This window comes from Streptomyces sp. NPDC020489, from assembly GCF_044386545.1.
Lineage (GTDB): Bacteria > Actinomycetota > Actinomycetes > Streptomycetales > Streptomycetaceae > Streptomyces.
On sequence record NZ_JBIRUZ010000013.1, the window covers coordinates 107488 to 129807 of the forward strand.

21 protein-coding genes are annotated in these 22320 nt (G+C 71.9%); 15 read left to right on the forward strand and 6 right to left on the reverse strand.

The features are described from left to right. Together ACH41F_RS30775 and ACH41F_RS30780 are read left to right on the forward strand one after the other, a co-directional pair. A complete protein-coding gene (locus ACH41F_RS30775; RefSeq protein WP_398838391.1) occupies positions 1 to 1218 on the forward strand; it encodes a cytochrome P450 in 1218 nt (405 codons plus the stop codon). Further along, positions 1215 to 1736, forward strand: a complete 522-nt coding sequence (locus ACH41F_RS30780) for a cupin domain-containing protein (protein WP_391236696.1) — start codon at positions 1215 to 1217, stop codon at positions 1734 to 1736. The genes ACH41F_RS30775 and ACH41F_RS30780 overlap by 4 nt, the downstream gene beginning before the upstream one ends. Positions 1737 to 1789: 53 nt before the next feature. On the opposite strand, the gene ACH41F_RS30785 is transcribed toward ACH41F_RS30780, so the two are convergent. Beyond that, the gene (locus tag ACH41F_RS30785; RefSeq protein ID WP_398838393.1) at positions 1790 to 3016 is read right to left on the reverse strand and encodes an acyl-CoA dehydrogenase family protein; all 1227 of its coding nucleotides are present in this window, start codon (positions 3014 to 3016) and stop codon (positions 1790 to 1792) included. Positions 3017 to 3187: 171 nt separating this feature from the next. On the opposite strand from ACH41F_RS30785, the gene ACH41F_RS30790 reads away from it, so the two are divergent. Beyond that, entirely contained in the window at positions 3188 to 3832 is a 645-nt protein-coding gene (locus tag ACH41F_RS30790) for a TetR family transcriptional regulator (protein ID WP_391236700.1), read from the forward strand. Positions 3833 to 3915: 83 nt separating this feature from the next. On the opposite strand, the gene def is transcribed toward ACH41F_RS30790, so the two are convergent. After that, positions 3916 to 4470: a peptide deformylase gene (def, locus tag ACH41F_RS30795; protein WP_398838397.1), complete on the reverse strand. Its 555-nt coding sequence runs from the start codon at positions 4468 to 4470 to the stop codon at positions 3916 to 3918. A gap of 105 nt (positions 4471 to 4575) precedes the next feature. Between def and ACH41F_RS30800 the strand changes: the two genes are divergently transcribed. The 7 genes from ACH41F_RS30800 to ACH41F_RS30830 all read left to right on the forward strand — a co-directional run bounded on the left by ACH41F_RS30800 (position 4576) and on the right by ACH41F_RS30830 (position 12455). Next, the gene (locus ACH41F_RS30800; protein ID WP_391236706.1) at positions 4576 to 5814 is read left to right on the forward strand and encodes a MurT ligase domain-containing protein; all 1239 of its coding nucleotides are present in this window, start codon (positions 4576 to 4578) and stop codon (positions 5812 to 5814) included. A 16-nt stretch (positions 5815 to 5830) separates the two neighbouring features. Further along, positions 5831 to 6559, forward strand: a complete 729-nt coding sequence (locus ACH41F_RS30805) for a type 1 glutamine amidotransferase (protein ID WP_391236709.1) — start codon at positions 5831 to 5833, stop codon at positions 6557 to 6559. A 191-nt stretch (positions 6560 to 6750) separates the two neighbouring features. Beyond that, positions 6751 to 7776: an ATP-dependent 6-phosphofructokinase gene (locus ACH41F_RS30810; RefSeq protein WP_391236712.1), complete on the forward strand. Its 1026-nt coding sequence runs from the start codon at positions 6751 to 6753 to the stop codon at positions 7774 to 7776. A 189-nt stretch (positions 7777 to 7965) separates the two neighbouring features. Next, positions 7966 to 8916 carry a cytochrome c oxidase assembly protein gene (locus ACH41F_RS30815; protein ID WP_391236715.1) on the forward strand — a complete coding sequence of 317 codons (951 nt, stop codon included), beginning with the start codon at positions 7966 to 7968 and terminating at the stop codon, positions 8914 to 8916. Between the two features lie 67 nt (positions 8917 to 8983). Further along, positions 8984 to 10372 (forward strand): DUF6777 domain-containing protein, encoded by a 1389-nt coding sequence (locus ACH41F_RS30820; protein ID WP_398838400.1) that lies wholly within the window; start codon positions 8984 to 8986, stop codon positions 10370 to 10372. 33 nt (positions 10373 to 10405) lie between these two features. Beyond that, a complete protein-coding gene (locus ACH41F_RS30825; RefSeq protein ID WP_398838402.1) occupies positions 10406 to 12265 on the forward strand; it encodes a protein kinase in 1860 nt (619 codons plus the stop codon). A gap of 13 nt (positions 12266 to 12278) precedes the next feature. Beyond that, positions 12279 to 12455, forward strand: a complete 177-nt coding sequence (locus ACH41F_RS30830; protein WP_391236724.1) for a hypothetical protein — start codon at positions 12279 to 12281, stop codon at positions 12453 to 12455. A gap of 195 nt (positions 12456 to 12650) precedes the next feature. Here the strand turns inward: ACH41F_RS30830 and ACH41F_RS30835 are convergent, their stop codons facing one another. From ACH41F_RS30835 to ACH41F_RS30850, 4 genes are all read right to left on the reverse strand, one after another. Beyond that, positions 12651 to 13865, reverse strand: a complete 1215-nt coding sequence (locus tag ACH41F_RS30835; protein ID WP_391236727.1) for a histidine kinase — start codon at positions 13863 to 13865, stop codon at positions 12651 to 12653. A gap of 34 nt (positions 13866 to 13899) precedes the next feature. Beyond that, positions 13900 to 15612, reverse strand: a complete 1713-nt coding sequence (locus tag ACH41F_RS30840; protein ID WP_391236730.1) for a cation acetate symporter — start codon at positions 15610 to 15612, stop codon at positions 13900 to 13902. A gap of 93 nt (positions 15613 to 15705) precedes the next feature. Further along, positions 15706 to 16077 carry a hypothetical protein gene (locus ACH41F_RS30845; protein WP_391236732.1) on the reverse strand — a complete coding sequence of 124 codons (372 nt, stop codon included), beginning with the start codon at positions 16075 to 16077 and terminating at the stop codon, positions 15706 to 15708. Then, on the reverse strand, positions 16074 to 16853 hold the full coding sequence (locus ACH41F_RS30850) for a LytTR family transcriptional regulator DNA-binding domain-containing protein (RefSeq protein ID WP_391236735.1): 780 nt from the start codon (positions 16851 to 16853) through the stop codon (positions 16074 to 16076). Before ACH41F_RS30850 ends, ACH41F_RS30845 begins: the two co-directional genes overlap by 4 nt. Positions 16854 to 16931: 78 nt before the next feature. Here ACH41F_RS30850 and ACH41F_RS30855 point away from each other — a divergent pair, with 78 nt between their 5' ends. The 5 genes from ACH41F_RS30855 to ACH41F_RS30875 all read left to right on the forward strand — a co-directional run bounded on the left by ACH41F_RS30855 (position 16932) and on the right by ACH41F_RS30875 (position 22316). Next, a complete protein-coding gene (locus ACH41F_RS30855) occupies positions 16932 to 17423 on the forward strand; it encodes an AsnC family transcriptional regulator (protein ID WP_391236738.1) in 492 nt (163 codons plus the stop codon). A gap of 148 nt (positions 17424 to 17571) precedes the next feature. After that, positions 17572 to 18396, forward strand: a complete 825-nt coding sequence (gene ddaH / locus ACH41F_RS30860) for a dimethylargininase (protein WP_391236741.1) — start codon at positions 17572 to 17574, stop codon at positions 18394 to 18396. Continuing rightward, a complete protein-coding gene (gene rocD, locus ACH41F_RS30865) occupies positions 18393 to 19610 on the forward strand; it encodes an ornithine--oxo-acid transaminase (RefSeq protein WP_398838406.1) in 1218 nt (405 codons plus the stop codon). The genes ddaH and rocD overlap by 4 nt, the downstream gene beginning before the upstream one ends. Positions 19611 to 20502: 892 nt before the next feature. Then, a complete protein-coding gene (locus tag ACH41F_RS30870) occupies positions 20503 to 21228 on the forward strand; it encodes a lysophospholipid acyltransferase family protein (protein ID WP_398838408.1) in 726 nt (241 codons plus the stop codon). Between the two features lie 74 nt (positions 21229 to 21302). Further along, positions 21303 to 22316, forward strand: a complete 1014-nt coding sequence (locus ACH41F_RS30875; protein ID WP_398838557.1) for an NAD-dependent epimerase/dehydratase family protein — start codon at positions 21303 to 21305, stop codon at positions 22314 to 22316. Positions 22317 to 22320: the final 4 nt, after the last annotated feature.

Sequence of the window (22320 nt, forward strand, 5' to 3'; positions counted from 1 at the left end):
ATGACCGAAGAGACGATCACCGAGATCCTGCCCCCGATCCGCCACTGGCCCGCGCTCGACCTCAACGGCGTGGACTTCGACCCGGTGCTGACCGAGCTGATGCGCGAGGGGCCCCTCACCCGGATCCAGCTCCCGAACGGCGAGGGCTGGGCATGGCTGGTCACCCGGTACGAGGACGTCCGCATGGTGACCAACGACCCGCGCTTCAGCCGCGAGGCCGTCATGGACCAGCCCGAGGTCACCCGGCTCGCCCCGCACTTCATCCCGGCCCGCGGCGCCGTCGGCTTCCTCGACCCGCCCGACCACACCCGGCTGCGCCGTTCGGTGGCCGCCGCGTTCACCGCGCGGGGGGTGGAGCGCGTCCGGGAGAAGTCCCGGCGGCTGCTGGACGAACTGGTCGACGAGCTGGTCCAGGACGGCCCGCCGGCCGACCTCACCGCGACCGTCCTCACCCCCTTCCCCATCGCCGTGATCTGCGAGCTGATGGGTGTCCCGGCAGCCGACCGCCAGAAGATGCACACCTGGACGCAGCTGATCCTGTCCTCCTCGCACGGCGCCTCGGTCAGCGAGCGGGCCAGGAACGAGATGGGCGCCTACTTCTCAGACCTCGTCGGGCTCAGGGAGGGCAGCACCGGCGAGGACGTGGCGTCCCTGCTGGGCGCGGCGGTGGGCCGCGGCGAGGTGACGCTCCAGGAGGCGGTGGGTCTGGCCGTGCTGCTCCAGATCGGCGGCGAGGCCGTGACGAACAACAGCGGCCAGATGTTCTACCTGCTGCTCACCCGCCCCGACCTGGCCGACCGGCTGCGCGCCGAGCCGGACATCCGCCCCCGGGCCATCGACGAGCTGCTGCGCTACATCCCGCACCGCAACGCGGTGGGCCTGTCCCGGATCGCCCTGGAGGACGTGGGCATCAGGGGTATGCGGATCCGGGCGGGCGACGCGGTCTACGTGTCGTACCTGTCGGCCAACCGCGACCCGGACGTCTTCCCCTACCCGGACACGATCGACTTCTCGCGCAGCCCCAACCCCCATGTGTCCTTCGGTTTCGGCCCGCACTACTGTCCCGGCGGCATGCTGGCCCGCATGGAGTCCGAGCTTCTGGTCGACGCCTTGCTGGACCGCCTGCCGGACCTGCGGCTCGCGGTGCCGGCCGAGCAAGTGCCCTTCCGGAAGGGGGCGTTGATCCGGGGTCCCGAGGCTCTCCCGGTGGCGTGGTGACGGCTGCCGAAGGGCTTCTGGTGCCGCCGGGGCAGGGCCGGGTCGTGCGGACCGCGGCCCAGCACGTCACGTTCAAGGTGACGGGCTCGCACTCCCGGACCGCCTCCACCTTCGAGGTGATCGTGCCGCCCGGGTTCGACGTGGGCGCCCATGTGCACACCCGCAGCGAGGAGTTGTTCTACGTCCTGGAGGGCCAGCTGGACGTGCTCGCCTTCGAGCCGCGGGTCCGCACGCCGGACAACTGGCAGGACTGGGAGTCGCGTTCGGGCAGCCGGGTGGTGCGCGCGACGCCGGGAACGGTCATCGTCGTACCGCCGGGCTGTCCGCACGCGTTCGCGAACCCGACGGACTCCCCCGCCAAGATGTTCTTCCAGGCGTCCCCGCCGCCCGATCACGAGCGGTACTTCGAGGAGCTGCTGGAGATCCTGGGCAGCGGGGGCCCGCCGGACCACGCGGCGATCGAGGAGCTGCGGTCGCGGTACGACATCGAGCAGCTCACACCGTTGAGGCACCGGTGACCTGAACGGCCCGTGGCGCGCGGGGGGCCGGCTCCCGCGCCCGCGGTCCTCGGCTAGCGGATGGACATCCCCGACAGCGTCCGGGCGATGACCAGGCGCTGGATCTCGCTCGTGCCCTCGAAGATGGTGTAGATCGCGGCGTCCCGGTGCATCCGCTCCACCGGGTACTCCCGCGTGTATCCGTTGCCGCCGAGGATCTGGATGGCCTGGGCGGTGACCTTCTTCGCCGTCTCGCTCGCGAAGAGCTTCGACATCGAGCCCTCGGCGGCGGTGAACGGCTTGCCGTTGATCGCCATCCAGGAGGCGCGCCAGACCAGCAGGCGCGCCGCGTCGATCGACGTCCGCATGTCGGCGAGCTGGAAGGCGACGCCCTGGTTGTCGATGATCGGGCGGCCGAACTGCTCGCGCGTCCTGGCGTAGTCGAGGGCGACCTCGTACGCGGCGCGGGCCGTGCCCACCGCCATGGCGCCGACGGCCGGGCGGGAGGCCTCGAAGGTGGCCATCGCCGCGTTCTTCACGCGCTCGCCGCCCTGCTTGGCGCGCTCACGGGCGCGGGCCAGCCGCTCGTCCAGCTTCTCCTTGCCGCCGAGGAGGCAGGAGCCGGGAACGCGGACGTTCTCCAGCACGACCTCGGCGGTGTGGGAGGCGCGGATGCCGTGCTTCTTGAACTTCTGCCCCTGGGACAGGCCGGGCGTGTTCGGCGGGATGATGAAGGACGCGTGGCCCTTGGAGCCGAGCTCGGCGTCGACGACCGCGACGACCACGTGGACGTTGGCGATGCCGCCGTTGGTCGCCCAGGTCTTCGTGCCGTTGAGCACCCACTCGTCCTTGGCCTCGTCGTAGACGGCGCGGGTGCGCATCGAGGCCACGTCGGAGCCGGCGTCGGGCTCGGAGGAGCAGAACGCGGCGACCTTGACGTCGTTGGCGTCGCCGTACATCTGCGGGATCCAGGTGCCGATCTGCTCCTCGGTGCCGTTGGCGAGGACGCCGACGGCGGCGAGGCCGGTGCCGACGATCGACAGGGCGATGCCCGCGTCGCCCCAGAACAGCTCCTCCATGGCCATGGGAATGCCGAGGCCGGTGGGGTCGAAGTACTGCTGGGCGTAGAAGTCGAGCGAGTAGATGCCTACCTTGGCGGCCTCCTGAATGACCGGCCAGGGAGTCTCCTCACGCTCGTCCCATTCGGCGGCCGCGGGGCGGATCACATCGGCGGCGAAGCCGTGCAGCCAGTCCCGGACCTCCTTCTGTTCGTCGTTGAGCTCCATGGTGAACTCGGCCATGTCCCCTCCAGCGGCGGCGCACGTGCATGTTACTAGCGGTAACCCGAGTCTGTTACCGGTCGGTAGGAAAAGTCAACTCCCGAAGACCGCTCGGCTACCCGTTCGATGCGTGGAGCATGGTGGGTGTTAGTTTGCGCAGGCGCCACGAATCAGCACGGGTGGGGAGAGCTCATGGACACCACGCAGCGGACCGATCAGCAACGGTCCGCCGACCGCCGACGCCGCGAGCTGCTGGAGGCCGCGGACCGAGTAGTCCTGCGTGACGGACCACAGGCCTCCATGAACGCGATCGCCGCGGAAGCGGGCATCACCAAGCCGATCCTCTACCGCCACTTCGGCGACAAGGGGGGACTTTACGCGGCATTGGCCAAACGTCACACAGACGCATTGCTGGATTCCCTGCGCGCCGCGCTGGACGCCCCCGCGGACCGGCGGGAGCGGGTGGCGGCCACCCTCGACACCTACCTCGCGGCGATCGAGGCCCGGCCCCAGGTGTACCGGTTCCTGATGCACCCCGCGGAGGGCGCGCCGTCCGGCGACCCCGGCTTCGACGTCGGCAAGCACTCGGTGCCGCTGCTGCGCCGGATGGGCGAGGAGTTGGCGCAGGTCATCGAGGACCGCCTGGACCTGGGACCCGGCGGCCAGCAGCTGGCCCGGGTGTGGGGGCACGGGATCGTCGGCATGATGCACGCCGCCGGTGACTGGTGGCTGGGGGAACGGCCGTGCTCCCGCGCCGAGTTGGTGCGGAGTCTGGCGGATCTGTTGTGGGGACGGCTGGCTGCGGCCGGGGACAAAGTGGGCGGTCCGGGGTTCTGAACCGGTCGTTCGCCGTCCACCGGCCGGTGGGGGTTGATCGCGCCCACGCGGCGGAGCCGCACAGTGACACAGCCCCGCGCACCTCAGGTGGGGCCACTCCCCCGGTGCCATGAAGCTCGGGTCACCTGGCGCATCAGTCTGCGGTGGCGCCAGCCCGTGACGCGGTCCGCGTACACCCGACCCGCCAAGTGGTCGCACTCGTGCTGCAAGCACCTCGCGAACCAGCCCGTGCCGTGCACCGTGACCGGCTCCCCCGTCACCGTGAAGCCCTCCACCACCGCGTGGTCGTAGCGTTCCGTTCCCGCCTCCAGGCCCGGCAACGACAGGCAGCCCTCCGGGCCCCTCAGGACCAGTCCGTCCGCCTCCACCAGCCGTGGGTTCACCACATGGCCCACGTGCCGCACGTCCTCGTCGTCCGGACAGTCGTAGACGAACACCCGCAGCGACTCGCCGACCTGGTTGGCCGCCAGGCCCACTCCCTCGGCCGCGTACATCGTCGCGAACAAGTCCTCCACGAGCGTCGCCAGTTCCGGGCCGAAATCCGTGACGTCCCGGCACGGCGCGTGCAGGACGGGGTCACCGAACAGCGTGAGGGGCCGGACACGCCCTCGGGTGCCCGGAATGGAGCCGTTTCGCATGGCCGCAAGGGTACGGCGATTCGGGACTGCGTAGGGATCTCGATAGGCTGACCACCACCACGTTGCCGTCAGGCGCGGCGCGTACGCAAGGAGGATCGAGAACTGATGGCAGGCAACTCGGACCCGCTCACGCCGCGGGCCAAGATCGCCGTGACCGCGGGCAAGGCGGTCGCGGCGGCGTCGCGCGCCGCGGGGCGCGGCAGCGGTTCGGTGATCGGCGGCCGGGTGGCGCTCAAGCTCGACCCCGACCTCCTCGCCCGGCTCGCCCAGAACCTGGACGTCGTCCTGGTCTCGGCGACCAACGGCAAGACCACGACCACCCGGCTGATCGCCGAGGCGCTCAGGGCGGCCGGCCCCGTCGTCTCCAACGCGCTCGGCGCCAACATGCCGGCCGGCATCACCTCGGCCCTCGCGGGCAGCTCCGAGGCGCGCTACGGCGTCATCGAGGTCGACGAGAAGTACCTCGCCGGCGTCGCCCGGGACACCGACCCGAAATGCATTGCCCTGCTGAACCTCTCCCGCGACCAGCTGGACCGGGCCGCCGAGACCCGGATGCTCGCCGAGAACTGGCGCGAGGGGCTGGCGGGCAGCAAGGCCGTCATCGTCGCCAACGCCGACGACCCGCTCGTCGTGTGGGCCGCCTCGTCCTCCGCCAACGTCGTCTGGGTCGCCGCCGGTCAGATGTGGAAGGACGACGCCTGGTCCTGCCCGTCCTGCGGCGGTGTGATGCAGCGCCCCGGCGACGACTGGTTCTGCGGCGAGTGCGGCTTCCGCCGTCCCACGCCGAGCTGGGCGCTCTCCGGCGACCACGTGCTCGACCCGCACGGCTCCGCCTGGCCCATCCACCTCCAGCTGCCCGGCCGCGCCAACAAGGCCAACGCCGCCTCCTCCGCCGCCGTCGCCGCCGTGTTCGGCGTACCGCCGCAGGTCGCCCTGGAGCGCATGTACCAGGTGCAGGCCGTCGCGGGCCGCTACGACGTCGTGCAGTTCCAGCAGCGCGACCTGCGCCTGTTGCTCGCGAAGAACCCCGCGGGCTGGCTCGAGACGTTCAGCCTGATCGATCCGCCGCCCACCCCGGTGATCCTCTCGGTCAACGCGCGCGGCGCCGACGGCACCGACACCTCCTGGCTGTGGGACGTGGACTACACGCGTCTGACCGGCCACCCGATCTGTGTGATCGGCGACCGCAAGCTGGACCTCGCGGTGCGTCTGGAGGTCGCGAACCAGCACTTCCAGGTCTGCGAGAACCTCGACCAGGCCGTGCAGCTGTGCCCGCCGGGCCGCATCGAGGTCATCGCGAACTACACCGCCTTCCAGGACCTGCGCCGCCGCGTCGGCAACTGACACTCAGGGGACTTTTGTGAGCGACAACCAGCTGCGGGTCGTCTGGATCTATCCCGACCTGCTCAGCACCTACGGCGACCAGGGCAACGTCCTGGTCGTGGAGCGCCGGGCCCGCCAGCGCGGCCTCGACGTGGCCCGGCTCGACGTGCGCAGCGACCAGCCGATCCCGACCTCCGGCGACATCTACCTGATCGGCGGCGGCGAGGACCGGCCCCAGCGGCTCGCGGCCGAGCGCCTTCGCCGCGACGGCGGCCTGCACCGGGCCGTCGGCAACGGCGCGATCGTCTTCTCGGTGTGCGCGGGCTACCAGATCCTCGGCCACGAGTTCATCAACGACCTCGGCCAGCGCGAGCCCGGCCTCGGTCTGCTCGACGTGGTCTCGGTGCGCGGCGAGGGCGAGCGGTGCGTCGGTGACGTGCTCGCCGACATCGACCCGCGCCTCGGCCTGCCCCCGCTGACCGGTTTCGAGAACCACCAGGGCGTCACCCACCTCGGCCCCACCGCCCGCCCCTTCGCCAATGTCCGCCTGGGCAAGGGCAACGGCACGGGCGACGGCACGGAGGGCGCGTACAACGACACCGTCTTCGGTACGTACATGCACGGCCCGGTGCTGGCGCGCAACCCGCTCATCGCCGACCTGCTGCTGAAGCTGGCGCTCGATGTGAACGCGCTGCCGCCGACCGACGACCGGTGGTACGAGGCGCTGCGCAAGGAGCGCATCGCGGCTGCCGAGCAGCCTGCCTGAGCTGCCGGTTCACCTGCGCTCCAGGCAGCTTTTACCAGCCCGTCTGACGATGTGACCGCACACCTGAGCGGGGTCGTCCAGCAGGCGGACGCACGGTACGGCCCCGCCCCCTCCTGCCGCTAGGGTGGCGGGGATCGAGCCGGACAGCGTGGTCCGGTCCCCGGCCCACGTCGAGAAGGTTGTTTCGGGCTATGCGCATTGGTGTCCTCACGTCCGGCGGCGACTGCCCCGGCCTGAACGCCGTCATCCGGTCCGTCGTACACCGCGCCGTCGTCGACCACGGCGACGAGGTCATCGGCTTCCGGGACGGCTGGAAGGGCCTCCTGGAGTGCGACTACCTCAAGCTCGACCTCGACGCGGTGGGCGGCATCCTGGCCCGCGGCGGCACCATCCTCGGCTCCTCCCGGGTCCAGCCCTCGCACCTGCGTGACGGTGTGGAGCGGGCCAAGGGGCACCTCCAGGACCTGGGTCTCGACGCGATCATCCCGATCGGCGGCGAGGGCACCCTGAAGGCGGCCCGGCTGATGTCGGACGCCGGTCTGCCCGTCGTGGGCGTGCCCAAGACCATCGACAACGACATCGCCGTCACGGACGTCACCTTCGGCTTCGACACGGCCGTCGGCGTCGCGACCGAGGCGCTGGACCGGCTCAAGACCACCGCCGAGTCCCACCAGCGGGTCCTCGTCGTCGAGGTCATGGGCCGGCACACCGGCTGGATCGCCCTGCACTCCGGGATGGCCGCCGGCGCGCACGCCATCGTCGTCCCCGAGCGGCCCTTCGACATCGAGGAGCTGGCCAAGCGGGTCGGCGCGCGGTTCGAGGCGGGCAAGCGGTTCGCGATCGTGGTCGCCGCGGAGGGGGCCAAGCCGGCCGCCGGGACCATGGAGTTCGACGAGGGCGGCAAGGACATCTACGGGCACGAGCGGTTCGCCGGAATAGCCCGCCAGCTCTCCATCGAGCTGGAGCAGCGGCTGGGCAAGGAAGCGCGGCCGGTCATCCTGGGGCACGTGCAGCGCGGCGGTACGCCGACGGCGTACGACCGGGTGCTGGCGACGCGCTTCGGGTGGCACGCGGTGGAGGCCGTGCACCGCGGGGAGTTCGGTCACATGACCGCGCTGCGCGGGACGGACATCGTGATGGTGCCGCTCGCGGAGGCGGTGGAGACGCTGAAGACGGTTCCCGCGGAGCGGTACGACGAGGCGGAGTGCGTGCTCTGATTCTCGGCGTCGCCGGTGCCTGAGCGTCGCAGGCCGCGGGTCCGTCGCGGCTGACAGCGCGGCAGAGGCCACCCTTCGCAACAGGCCCCAGGTGGGCCAACCTGCCCCCGGTCCACGATGTGGCCGGGGGCAGTTCTAGTGTGGGTGCGGACAGACTCGCACAACCTCCACGAATCAGGAGCCGCCGGAATGGATCACAGCGGGCACGGCATGACTATGGATCTGCCGCCGTTCACGCTGGGGCGGGGTCTTCAGTGGTCGGCCGACCCGTTCTTCCTCGTCGCCTGCCTCGTAGGGCTCGCGCTGTACGCGTGGGGGGTCGTACGGCTGCGGCGGCGCGGGGACACCTGGTCGTGGGGGCGGACCGTGTCCTACGTCGCCGGGGTGCTGTCCATCGGCCTGATGATGTGCACCCGGCTGAACGACTACGGCATGGTCATGTTCAGCGTGCACATGGTGCAGCACATGGTCATCAGCATGCTGTCGCCGATCCTCATCCTGCTCGGCGCCCCGATCACGCTGGCCCTGCGGGCGCTGCCGGTGGCGGGCAAGGGGCGCAAGGGACCGCGCGAAGTGCTCCTCTCGCTGCTGCACAGCCGGTACATGCGGATCGTCACGCATCCGGCGTTCACCATCCCGCTGTTCATCGCGAGCCTGTACGCGCTGTACTTCACGCCGATCTTCGACTTCCTGATGGGGTCGAGGACGGGGCACGTGGCGATGATGGTGCACTTCCTCGCGGTGGGTGTGGTGTTCTTCTGGCCGATCATCGGGGTCGACCCCGGACCGCACCGGCCCGGCTATCTGATGCGGATGCTGGAGCTGTTCGCGGGCATGCCGTTCCACGCGTTCTTCGGCATCGCGCTGATGATGGCGTCCACGCCGATGGTGGAGACGTTCCAGAACCCGCCGGCCTCGCTGGGCATCGACGCGTTGTCGGACCAGAATGCCGCGGGCGGGATCGCCTGGGCATTCAGCGAGATTCCGTCGGTCCTCGTTCTGCTCGCACTGCTGTTCCAGTGGCACAGCTCGGAACAACGACAGGCCAGGCGTAAGGACCGGGCCGCCGACCGGGACGGGGACCAGGAACTCGAGGCGTACAACGCCTATTTGGCCTCATTGAACGCACGCGGGCGTTAAAGGCCTCGCTCTTCGAAGGCATTCAGTAGCATGAAGCGCGTTGGGGAAACCGCCAGGGGGAGCGGTCATGACACTTCGCGCATTGCTGCAAAAGCTCACGACACCGGCCGCCTTTCTGTCGGTCCTCGTTCTCCTGCTGAGCGGCTGCGACAGGGGGACGCCCTCGCTGGTGGTGAAGGCGGTCGCGGCCGGGGTGCCCTCGCTCGCGCCCTTCTTCGACGAGGACAGCGGGCTGGGGAAGGACGCGCGGATCGCGTCGCGGCCCGTGCGGGGCAGTCTCCAGCAGGGTGACACGCCCGGTCTGTACGGGGGCTCGAAGCAAGCGACGGTCTGTGACGTCGATCAGCTCGAGCGATTTCTCACCGATCCCAGGAATGGCCATAAGGCACAGGCGTGGGCGCGGGCCCTGGAAATCACGACGCCGGGGATTCCGGAATACCTCGATCGACTCACCCCGGTGCTGTTGCGTCACGACACTCTCGTGAAGAACCACGACTACAAAAAGGGAAAGGCCGTTCCCTACGACTCCTTGCTCCAGGCCGGAATCGCGATTCTGGTCGATACGCGGGGACAACCCGCGGTGAAGTGCTCGTGCGGAAATCCACTGCGGCCCTTCGCGGGTGACACGAACCGCGTCTCCGTCGAGTTCGAGGACGGGAACGAGGAGTGGCAGGGGTACGACCGCTCCTCCGTGGTGGTCGTACGGCCCGCGGCCCAGCCACTGGAGAAGATCACCCTCGTCGACGTGGCGGACACCGACCGCGGGATCAGCCGGCCGGTCGGCACCTCCGGAACGAAGGACGCCACCTTCGACACCCGCCACCCACGCGCGGTGCCGAGCCTCGCCGGGGTGACCTTCGGCGAAGCCCGCCGAGCGCTCACCGACAGAGGGCTCGCTGCCGGGTACGACAGCGAGGGGCCACCGCCGGACGACGCCCGGGTCACCGCCACCGACCCGCCCGCCGGGACCGCGCTGGGGTTCGGGGAGTACGTCCTGCTGAGCGTGGCCGAGGACACCGGTGCCTCGGACGGGTCCGACACCACTCCCCCGCCCACGACGACGCCCCCGGCGTCCCCGGCGCCCTCGGCGTCCGAACCGTCCGGCACGGGAGGTCCCGGGGCGGGCAGCGGCTCACCACCGCCGACGTCCGGCCCACCGCCCAGCTCCACGCCACCACCGCCCAGCTCCTCGCCCCCGCCGTCGAGCAGCCCGCCACCGCCCCCCACGAGCAGTGCTCCGGTGACCGGCTCGGTCCCCGCCGTGACCAGCGCGCCACCACCGGAGATCACCAGCGCCCCGCCGACGACCTCCAGCGCGACGGCCACGAGCAGCGCGCCGGTCACGGGCAGCGCACCGGTCACGAGCAGCGCACCAGTCACCAGTGGGCCAACCACCAGTGGCCCTGCGACCGACGAACCCACCCCCCAGGAGCCCACCGAGAGCGCCACCGTCTAGCCGTATCGGCCCGCAGACCCCGGGAGTCACCGGATGCCTTCAGGACCATCGACGTCGGGAGCGGGCCGGGTCGTCGCCGGCCGCTATCTGCTGCTGTCCGGGCTCGGCAGCGGCGGCATGGGCCATGTGTGGCTCGCCCACGACCAGAGACTCGCCTGCGAGGTCGCGCTCAAGGAGATCGTCTTCCGTGACCCGGTGGAGGCGGGCCACGAGCGGGAGGCCCGGGTGGCCCGGGCCCGTGCGGAGGCCCGGCACGCGGCGGGGCTGCGCGGTCATCCGCACGTGGTCACCGTGCACGACGTGCTGGAGCACGAGGGGCTGCCGTGGATCGTCATGGAGTACGTGGCGGGCGCGACGGACCTGCGGGAGCTGGTCGCCCGGCACGGCCCGCTCCCGCCCGCGGAGTGCGCCCGGATCGGCCTGGCCGTGCTGGACGCGTTGACCGCCGGGCACCAGCGGGGTGTCATGCACCGGGACGTGAAACCGGCGAACATCCTGCTGGCGCCGGACCGCGCCGGGTCGCCGTACGGGCGGGTGCTGCTCACCGACTACGGCATCTCGGTGCAGCCGGACGCGGGCGAGACGCGGTACACGCTGACGTCCATGCTGGTGGGCACCGCGGGCTATCTGGCACCGGAGCGCGCCACGGGCGGATCGCCCACCGCGGCCGCGGACCTGTTCTCGCTGGGCTGCACGCTCTACCACGCCGTCGAGGGGCACGGCCCGTTCGACCGGGGGTCGCACCTCGCGGAGATCACCGCGGTGGTCATGGAGGAGCCGCGGCCCCCGGTGCGGGCCGGCGCCCTGGGTCCCGTACTGGGGGCGATGCTGGTCAAGGACCCGGGACGGCGGATCGGCGCGCGGGAGGTGGAGGCGGCTCTGTCGCGGATCGCCGCCTCGCGGACGGACGCGTACACGCCCACCCGGACGGACCTGGGATCACCGGCGCCCTGGGACCGGCCGGCGCCTCCACCACCCGTCCCGGTGCCCCCGCCGCCGGTCGCCCCGCAGAGCCTCGCGCCGCCGGTCACCCCCGGCCGCAGCAGGCGTCGCACCCGTCCCCGGGCCCTGCACTCCGCCCTCGCCGGGCTGCTGGGGTTCGCGCTCGCCGGGGGCGGTGTCTGGTACGCCGTGGCGCAGCAGCCGCCCGGGGACGGCGACGGTACCGGGAAGAGCGGGGGCACGGCACAGCCGTACGGCACGGATGTCGGGCTCGACGGGCCGCTCAGGGACGGTGACTGCGTGACCGTCGACTGGCCGGGCGGCTCGCGCTTCCAGGGCACGCCGAAGGTGGTGTCGGACCCCACCTGTGCCGCGCTTCCGGACGGGCAGGTGATGGGGTTCGTCGGGGCGGCGTCGTACGCCGAGGCGCGGGACCGGGGTGCGGCCCGGTGCGAGGAGCGCACGCGGGAGCTGCGCGGGAGGCTGGCGGACGTGCGCAGCCTCGCCCTCGTGCCCACCGAGGCGGGATTCGTGACCGCGGGCAGGCGCACGGCCTGTCTGGTGCTGGGCGCGAACGGGCCGGTGTACGGGCCGCTCGGGAAGCACCGGACCTCGGGCAGTGAGTTCTCGGACGTCTCCACCATGCAGAAACGGGACTGCCTCGACGTCCGGTCCAACCGGTCCGCCCGGCTGGTGTCCTGTGCGGGCGCCCATGACGAGGAGGTGCTCGGGTTCACCCGTCTGGGCGCCGACGTGACCTTGCCGGAAGCGCGCACCGAGTCGGACGTGGCCTGCGGCCGCCGGGTCCCGCCGCGCGACTACGGCTTCGATCCGTCGGTGTACACGGCCGGCTCCTGGACGAGCGAGGGGCCGTGGAAGGCGGGCACCCATTTCGTCGTCTGCACCGTGCGGAAGCAGAACGGGGGCACCATGGAGGGAGACGAATCCTGAGGAGGGTGTTGCGATGCCCGGTTCCGGTTCCACGGATGGCTCGACGAGAACGATGGGGGTGCTCACCGTCGGCGGTCTCGTCATGGTGACGGCCTACACGGTGGCGCTCGGCAGCAACGGCTGGCTGTGGTTCGGCTGGGTCGTGCTGGGTCTGATCACCCTCGGGATGATCGTCACGGGCGGCACCTGAGCCCCAGGCCGGGACCTGGCCCAGGGCCTGTTGTGAAAGTGGCCTCGTCGCCCGGAGGGCGGCCGCGCGGCGTTCGGTGCGTGCTCTCGGCGTGCCGCCCGGAAGCCCTCGTACTGGGCGTACTCGGGCTTTCGGGCGGTGCGGCGAGAGTGCGTGCCGGGCGTCGCGCAGCAGAGGCCACTTTCACAACAGGCCCTAGTCACGGGTGAGGCGTCCGGCGGAGTGCACGCCCGGCTGGTACTTCGGCAGCCGGGCGGTGATCTTCATTCCGGCGCCCACGGCCGTCTCGATGACCAGGCCGTGGTCGTCGCCGTAGACCTGGCGCAGCCGGTCGTCGACGTTGGACAGGCCGATGCCGCCCGAGGGGCTGACCTCGCCGGCGAGGATGCGGCGCAGCAGGGCGGGGTCCATGCCCGCGCCGTCGTCCTCGATGACGACGAGGGCCTCGGCGCCGGCGTCCTGCGCGGTGATGCTGATGTGGGCCTTGCCGTCGGAGACCGCCTTGCCTTCCAGGCCGTGTTTCACGGCGTTCTCCACGAGCGGCTGGAGGCAGAGGAAGGGCAGGGCCACCGGCAGCACCTCGGGGGCGATCTGGAGGGTGACCGAGAGGCGGTCGCCGAAGCGGGCCCGGACCAGCGCCAGGTAGTGGTCGATGGCGTGGAGTTCCTCGGCGAGGGTGGTGAAGTCGCCGTGCCTGCGGAACGAGTAGCGGGTGAAGTCGGCGAACTCCAGAAGCAGTTCACGGGCGCGCTCGGGGTCGGTGCGCACGAACGAGGCGATCACCGCGAGCGAGTTGAAGATGAAGTGCGGGGAGATCTGGGCGCGCAGGGCCCTGATCTCGGCCTCGATGAGCCGGGTGCGGGAGCGGTCGAGGTCGGCGAGTTCGAGCTGTACGGAGATCCAGCGGGCGACCTCTCCGGCGGCCCGGACCAGCACGGCGGACTCGTGGGGCGCGAAGGCGACGAGTGTTCCGTGCACGCGCTCGTCGACGGTCAGGGGTGCCACGACGGCCCAGCGGACCGTGCAGTCGAGGTGGTCGCAGGTCAGCGGGAAGGCCTCGCCGCGGCCGGTCTCCAGGGGGCCGGCGAGGCGCTCCATGATGTCGGCGCGGTGGTGGCCGCCGATGCCGTCCCAGACCAGGACCTGCTTCTGGTCGGTCAGGCACAGGGCGTCCGTGCCGAGCAGCGTGCGCAGCCGGCGGGCCGACTTGCGCGCGGTCTCCTCGGTGAGGCCCGCCCGGAGGGGCGGCGCGGCGAGGGAGGCGGTGTGCAGCGTCTCGAAGGTGGCGTGCTCCACGGGCGTGCCGAGGCCGCGCAGCCCCTCGGGGCGCGCGGTGCGCCGGCCCAGCCAGAAACCGGCGGCGAGCAGCGGGAGGACGGCGACGCAGAGGCCGGCGAGGAAGCCGCTCACGGGGCCGCCCCGGCCCGGCGCGTCGGGGGTGTCCTCATGCCTTCGCCTCCGTCCGTAGTTCCTCCGGCAGATGGAACCGGGCCAGGATCGCCGCCGTTCCCGCCGGGACCCGGCCCGGGGTGGCCAGGGAGACCAGGACCATGGTGAGGAAGGCCAGCGGCACCGACCAGAGGGCCGGCCAGGCGAGCAGGGCGCGCAGGGCGCCGCCGCCCGGGAGGCCGGCCATCGTCGCGGCCACGGCGACCAGGGCGGAGCCGCCGCCCACGAGCATGCCGGCGGCCGCCCCGGGCGGGGTCAGTCGGCGCCACCAGATGCCGAGGACGAGCAGCGGGCAGAAGGAGGACGCCGACACCGCGAAGGCGAGCCCGACGGCGTCGGCGACCGGAAGCCCGCCGACCAGGACGCTGGCGGCCAGCGGGACCGCCATGGCGAGGACCGTGCCGAGCCGGAAGTGCCGTACGCCGCGGGCGGGCAGGACGTCCTGGGCGAGCACACCCGCCACCGCCATGGTGAGCCCCGAGGCGGTCGACAGGAACGCCGCGAAGGCGCCACCGGCGACCAGCGCGCCGAGGAGGTCGCCGCCGAGTCCGCCGATCATCCGGTCGGGCAGCAGCAGGACGGCGGCGTCCGCGTTCGAGGTGAGGGTGAGTTCGGGGGCGTAGAGGCGGCCGAGGGCGCCGTAGACGGGCGGCAGGAGGTAGAAGGCGCCGATGAGGCCGAGGACGGCGACGGTGGTGCGGCGGGCGGCGACGCCGTGCGGGCTGGTGTAGAAGCGGACCACCACGTGCGGCAGGCCCATGGTGCCGAGGAAGGTCGCGAGGATCAGTCCGTACGTGGCGTACAGCGGGCGTTCGCCGCGGGTCTCGGCCTGCGAGGGTGACAGACCGGCGCCGGCGCCGCGGTCGGCCTCGGGGACGGGGGCGCCCTCGGCGAAGGTCAGCAGGGTGCCGGCCTCGATGTGGTGGGTGCCGGCGGGCAGGTGGAGTGCGGTGTCCTGGTGGGGGCGGCCGTCGACGGTGCCGTCGACCGTGACGGTCAGCGGTCGGTCCAGCCTCAGGTCGAGGCTGTCGTCGACGCGGACCACGCGCTGCTCGCGGAAGGTCGCCGGCTCCTCGAAGGCGTGGCCGGGGGCGCCGTCGCCCTGCCAGGCGAGGACCAGGAAGAGGGCGGGGACGAGCAGCGCGGTGAGCTTGAGCCAGTACTGGAAGGCCTGCACGAAGGTGATGCTGCGCATGCCGCCGGCGGCGACGGTGGCGACCACGACGAGGGCCACGATGACTCCGCCGAGTTCGTCGGGCGCTCCGGTCAGCACCGTCAGTGTCAGTCCGGCGCCCTGGAGTTGGGGCAGCAGGTACAGCCAGCCCACGCCGACCACGAAGGCCCCCGCGAGCCGTCGTACCGCCTGGGAGGCGAGCCGGGCCTCGGCGAAGTCGGGCAGCGTGTAGGCGCCGGAGCGGCGCAGGGGGGCGGCGACGAACAGCAGCAGGACGAGGTAGCCGGCGGTGTAGCCGACCGGGTACCAGAGCATGTCCGGGCCCTGGACCAGGACCAGGCCGGCGATGCCCAGGAAGGAGGCGGCGGAGAGGTACTCGCCGCTGATGGCGGCCGCGTTGAGGCGGGGGCCGACGGTGCGGGAGGCGACGTAGAAGTCGGAGGTGGTGCGGGAGATGCGCAGGCCGAAGGCGCCGACGAGGACGGTCGCGACGACGACCAGGGCGACGGCGGGGACGGCGTAACTGGAGTTCATCGGCCTACGTCTTCCACGGCTTCTCGTACGTCGTTCATGGCTCCTTGTGCGTCTTCACGGCTCCCCGTACGTCGTCATCGATCTCGGGCGTCTTCATCGGTCCTCGACGAGGCGTACGAAGTCGCGTTCGTTGCGTTCCGCGCGGCGCACGTACCAGCGGGCGAGCAGGACCAGGGGGACGTACAGGCCGAAGCCGAGGACGGCCCACTGCACGCGGCGGGCGTCCGGCAGCGCGGCGAACAGCAGCGGGAGCGGGCCGACAAGGAGGCCGAGGACGGCGAACACGGCGAGGGCGGCGCGCAGTTGGGTGCGCATGAGGGAGCGGACGTAGGTGTGGCCGAGGGTGGTCTGCTCGTCGATCTCGGTGCGGGGGCGGTAGTAGTCGGGGGCGCTGCGGGTCCGGCGGGGCGGCCCGGTGACGACGACCCGGCGGTCGGCGGGGCTGTGGTTCTGGGGCACCGTCACGTCCTCCTCATCAGCAGGTCCCGCAGCTCTCGTGCGTGGCGGCGGCTGACCTGGAGCTCCTCGGAGCCGACCAGGACGCTGACGGTGCCGGCGTCCAGGCGGAGTTCGCCGATGTGGCGCAGGGCGACCAGGTGGCGGCGGTGGATGCGGACGAACCCGCGGGAGCGCCAGCGCTCCTCCAGGGTGGACAGGGGAATGCGGACGAGGTGGCTGCCCTTGGTGGTGTGCAGTCGGGCGTAGTCGCCCTGGGCCTCGACATGGGTGATGTCCTCGACGGGGACGAAGCGGGTGACGCCGCCGAGTTCGACGGGTATCTGGTCGGGGTCCGGCTCGCTCACCGGGATGCGCGGGGCGGCGTCCCGGATCTCGGCGGCCCGGATCTCCGCGCCCCGGATCTCCGCGGCCCGGCGGACGGCCTCTCCGAGGCGTTCCCTGCGGACGGGCTTGAGGACGTAGTCGACGGCCTTGAGGTCGAAGGCCTGGACGGCGAAGTCCTCGTGGGCGGTGACGAAGACGACCAGCGGCGGCCGGGCGAACCCGGTGAGCAGCCGGGCGAGGTCCAGGCCGTCGAGCCCGGGCATGTTGATGTCGAGGAAGACGACGTCGATCGCCTCCGGGCCGTGCGGTCCGGACTCCAGGGCCCGGTTGATGCGGCGCAGCGCCTCGGTCGCGTCGCCGGCGCCCTCCGCGGTGCCGATCCGGGGGTCGGCGTTGAGGAGGTAGAGCAGCTCCTCCAGCGAGGGGCGTTCGTCGTCGACAGCCAGGGCGCGCAGCATGAACCCGGAGTGTAGGAGCAATCCGCACGTCTGCACACGTGCCGGGGCAGGGACGTTCTCGCTGGATACAGTGCCGACATGCACAGCGCGCCCACCCCGTTCGACGAGCTCGACCGGAAGATCATCACCGCTCTGATGGCGAACGCCAGGACGAGCTTCGCCGAGATCGGCACGGCCGTGGGACTGTCCGCCACGGCGGTCAAGCGCCGGGTGGACCGGTTGCGGGAGACCGGTGTGATCACCGGGTTCACGGCCACGGTGCGGCCCTCCGCGCTGGGCTGGCGCACCGAGGCCTACGTCGAGGTGTACTGCGAGGGGGCGGCGCCGCCGCGGCGGCTCGCGGAGGTGGTCCGCAACCATCCGGAGATCACCGCGGCGATGACGGTGACGGGCGGCGCGGACGCGCTGCTGCATGTGCGGGCGCGGGACGTGGAGCACTTCGAGGAGGTGCTGGAGCGGATCCGGATCGAGCCGTTCATCCGGAAGACGATCAGCGTGATGGTGCTGTCCCATCTGATTCCGGAGAGTCCGGAGGCCGGCGCGAGCCAGCCCGCACCGGCAGAGCCGTAAATATGCGCACCACCACTGCGCCGCACCGGCAAAACACGCAGCATTCCTGCGCGGACACGCAATTCTTGTTCCTTGTCGGGCGTGACCCTGACTTCCTACCGTGGTGTCAACCCTCAGTCGACAGCGCAGGAAGCGGAGGAACCCCTCTGTGTCCGACTCCCGTGTGCCGCGCCGACGGCGTTTCCTCGTCTGCGAACCCAGACACTTCGCCGTGCAGTACGCGATCAATCCCTGGATGCATCCCGACACCCACGTCGACGTGGACCTGGCCCAGGAGCAGTGGCAGTCCCTGATCAGCGCCTATCGCACCCACGGCCACGACATCGACGCCGTGGAGCCGGTCCCCGGCCTCCCGGACATGGTCTTCGCCGCGAACTCGGCGGTCGTCGTCGGCGGCCGCGTCTTCGGCTCCCTGTTCCACGCGCCCCAGCGGCGCCCGGAGTCCACGCACTACGACCTGTGGTTCAAGCGGGCGGGCTACGACGTGCACCGTCCCGCGTCGGTCTGCGAGGGCGAGGGCGACCTCGTCTGGACGGGCCGGTACGTCCTGGCCGGCACCGGGTTCCGCACGACCCGGGAGGCGCACCGCGAGGTGCAGGAGTTCTTCGGGCACCCGGTGATCAGCCTGACGCTGGTGGACCCGCACTTCTACCACCTGGACACCGCGCTGTTCGTCCTCGACGACTCCGAGGGCGGCAACAACATCGTCTACTACCCGGAGGCGTTCTCGCCGGGCAGCCGAGAGGTGCTCGCCCGGCTGTACCCGGACGCGGTGCTCGCGACCCGTGACGACGCCATGGCGTTCGGCCTGAACTCGGTGTCCGACGGCCGCCACGTCTTCATCGCGCCGCGGGCCGAGGCGCTGGCCGCGCGCCTGGACGACCACGGCTATGTCCCCGTCCCCGTCGACCTCTCCGAGTTCCACAAGGCCGGCGGCGGCATCAAGTGCTGCACCCAGGAGATCCGCTCATGACCGCTGCCGTTCGCACGCACTCCTCCGCCGACCTGATCCGCGCCGAGGAGCCGGTGCTGGCGCACAACTACCACCCGCTGCCCGTGGTCGTGGCCCGCGCCGAGGGCACCTGGGTGGAGGACGTGGAGGGCCGCCGCTACCTGGACATGCTGGCCGGCTACTCGGCCCTCAACTTCGGCCACCGCCACCCGGCGCTGATCGAGGCGGCCCACCGCCAGCTGGACCGCCTGACCCTCACCTCCCGGGCCTTCCACAACGACAAGCTCGCCGAGTTCGCCGAACGGCTCGCCAAGTTGACCGGCCTGGACATGGTGCTGCCGATGAACACGGGCGCCGAGGCGGTCGAGAGCGGCATCAAGGTGGCCCGCAAGTGGGCCTACGACGTGAAGGGCGTCCCCGCCGACCGGGCGACGATCGTGGTCGCGGCGGAGAACTTCCACGGCCGTACGACGACGATCGTGTCGTTCTCCACCGACGAGACGGCCCGCGCCGGTTTCGGCCCCTTCACCCCCGGTTTCCGGATCGTGCCGTACAACGACCTCGCGGCGCTGGAGGCGGCGGTCGACGACACCACCGCGGCGGTGCTCATCGAGCCCATCCAGGGCGAGGCCGGCGTGATCATCCCGGACGAGGGCTATCTGACCGGCGTGCGCGAACTGACCCGCCGCCACGGCTGCTTGTTCATCGCGGACGAGATCCAGTCGGGCCTCGGCCGCACCGGCCGCACGCTGGCCGTGGAGCACGAGGGGGTCGTCCCCGACATGCTGCTGCTCGGCAAGGCGCTGGGCGGCGGCATCGTGCCGGTGTCCGCGGTGGTCGCGGGGCGCGAGGTGCTCGGTGTGCTCAAGCCCGGGGAGCACGGCTCGACGTTCGGCGGCAACCCGCTCGCCGCCGCGGTCGGCACGGCCGTGGTCGAACTGCTGGAGACCGGCGACTTCCAGCGCCGGGCCGCCGAGCTGGGCGTGGTGCTGCGGGAGGGTCTCGCGGAGCTGGTCGGCCACGGCGTCCTCGGCTTCCGGGCCCGCGGTCTGTGGGCGGGCGTGGACATCGACCCGGTGATCGGCACCGGTCGGCAGATCGGTGAACGGCTCATGCGGGAAGGGGTGTTGGCCAAGGACACCCACGGCTCGACGATCCGGCTGGCCCCGCCGCTGACCATCACGGCGGACGAACTCCGCTCGGCACTGGACACGTTGCGGTCGGTGCTGGCGTAGCCGCCGCGTGAGGCCCGGAACCGGGGCACCGGTTCCGGGCCTTGCGCGTCCCTGGGCGGGCGCGGCGCCCGGGCCTCGCGCCGCCCGTGGGCCTCGCGCAGTCCCTGGCCTCGCGCCATCCCCGGGCCTCGCGCCGCCCCCGCGCCTCGCGTCCTCCCGGAGCTTGCGCGTCCTCGCGCCTCGCGCCGCCCCCGCGCCTCGCGCCGCCCTGGGCCTTGCGCGTCCCCAGGCTTCACGCCCCGCCCCGGGCCTCACGCGTCCCCAGGCCTCGTGCCCTCCCGGGCCTCACGCGTCCCCAGGCCTCGTGCCCTCCCGGGCCTCACGCGCCCCCAGGCCTCACGACACACCCGCGCCTCGCGCCCTCCCGCGCTTCACGCCGTCCCCAGGCCTTGCGCCGTCCCCGCGCCTTGCGCCGTCCCCGCGCCTCGCGCCGTCCCCGGGACTTGCGCGTCCTCGGACCCTCGCCCCCTCCCAGGCCTCGCCCCCTCCCAGGCCTCGCCCCCTCCCAGGCCTCGCGCCATCCCCGCGCCTCGCGCGTCCCAGGCCTCTCGCCCGCCCGGGCCTCACGCGTCCCCGCGCCTCGCACGTCCCAAGGTTTCGCGCCCTCCCGGGCCTCACGCGCCCCCGCGCCCCGCGCCGCCCCCGCCATCGCACGAACGGACACGCCGTTCAAGGGCCGTCCGCCTGCCAGGGATCAGCGTGATCACGCCACCCTGGCGTGCCGGGTTGCTGCGGGTGGGCGTCATGGACAGGCTGGTGCGGCGGCCCTCCCCATCCGCGACCCCGTTCCCCGCGAACCCGCATGCACTTACACTGGCAGCCCCACGACACGCCGGTTGACCTGCTGGAACGCGGCGGTTGGACCGATCTGCCGGAGTGAGGAGCGCCCCCCTTGTTCTATTACCTACTGAAATACGTGTTGTTGGGACCACTGCTGCGACTGGTCTTCCGACCTCGTATCGAGGGCCTGGAGCATGTGCCGGCGTCCGGCGCGGCCATCGTCGCCGGCAACCACCTGTCCTTCTCTGACCACTTCCTGATGCCCGCGATCCTCAAGCGCCGCATCACCTTCCTGGCGAAGAAGGAGTACTTCACCGGCCCCGGCATCAAGGGCCGACTCACCGCGTTCTTCTTCCGCAGCGCCGGGCAGATCCCGGTCGACCGCACGGGCAAGGCGGCCGGCCAGGCCGCCATCCGCGAGGGCCTCGGCGTGCTGAGCAAGGGGGAACTGCTCGGCATCTACCCCGAGGGCACGCGGTCGCACGACGGCCGGCTCTACAAGGGCAAGGTCGGGGTGGCGGTGATGGCGCTGAAGGCCGGGGTGCCCGTGATCCCGTGCGCGATGATCGGGACCTTCGAGGCGCAGCCGCCCGGCAAGGTCATCCCCAACATCCACCCCGTGGTGATCCGCTTCGGCGAGCCGCTCGACTTCTCCCGCTACGCCGGCATGGAGAACGAAAAGGCGATCCTGCGCGCCATCACCGACGAGATCATCTACGCCATCCTCAGCCTCTCGGGCCAGGAGTACGTCGATGAGTACGCGGCCGTCGCGAAGGCCGCGGAAGCCGCGGAACGCGCCGAGAAGGAGCGCCGGTTCCCCCGGATCCCCCTTCGCTGACCTCTGCTGTCGGCAGAAGGCCCTGGGTCCGGGATACGCGACCGTCGTACCGTCGCCGTATGACTCGACGTGCTGTGGTGATCGGAGCGACCGGGCAGATCGGCCGGGTGGCGGTGGGAGCGCTGGCCCAGGACGGGTGGGAGGTGACCGCCGTCTCCCGGGGCGGCGGGCGGGACGAGCGCTGGCCCGGGGACGTGCGGGCCGTCCGCGCCGATCGCGAGGACGACACCGCGCTCGCCATCGCGGTGGGTGACGGGTGCGAGGTGCTGGTCGACATGGTGGCCTACGGGTCCGCGCACGCACGGCAGTTGACCGGCCTCGCCGATCGCGTCGGGTCCGCCGTCGTCATCTCCAGCGTCTCCGTGTACGAGGACGACAAGGGCCGCAACTTCGACACCCAGGACGAGCCGGGCGGCTTTCCCGAGTACCCGGTGGGGATCACCGAGGACCAGCGGACCGTTCAGCCGTCGGAGCGGTCGTACAGCACCCGCAAGGTCGCGTTGGAGCGTGAACTACTGGCCGCCGGGGAGCGGTTGCCGACCACGCTGCTGCGGGCCGGTGCCATCCACGGGCCGCACTGCCGGACACCGCGCGAGCTCTGGTTCGTCAAGCGGAACCTGGACGGCCGGGCCCGGCGCGTCCTCTCCTACGGCGGCCGGAGCCGGTTCCATCCGGCGAGCGTCCACAACATCGCCGAGCTGGTCCGGCTGGCCGCCGCGCGGCCCGGGACCCGGGTGCTCAACGCCGTCGACCCGGACGCGCCGACGGTGGCGGAGATCGCCCGGGCCGTCGACGCGGTGATGGGGGTGGAACGGGAGGACGTGCTCGTGGAGGGGCCGCCCCCGGCTCTCGGGGTCGGGGACACCCCGTGGTCGGTGCCCGTGCCGATCGTCTGCGACATGGGCGCGGCGGAGCGGGAGTTGGGCTACCGGCCGGTGGTCCGCTACGCGGAGACGCTGCCCGCGACCGTCGACTGGATCGAGCGGAACCTCGCCGGACGGGACTGGCGGGAGGCGTACCCGAAGATGGCGACATCGTACGGCGACCTCTTCGACTACTCGGCGGAGGACGCCTGGTTCAGGGCGTGAAAGA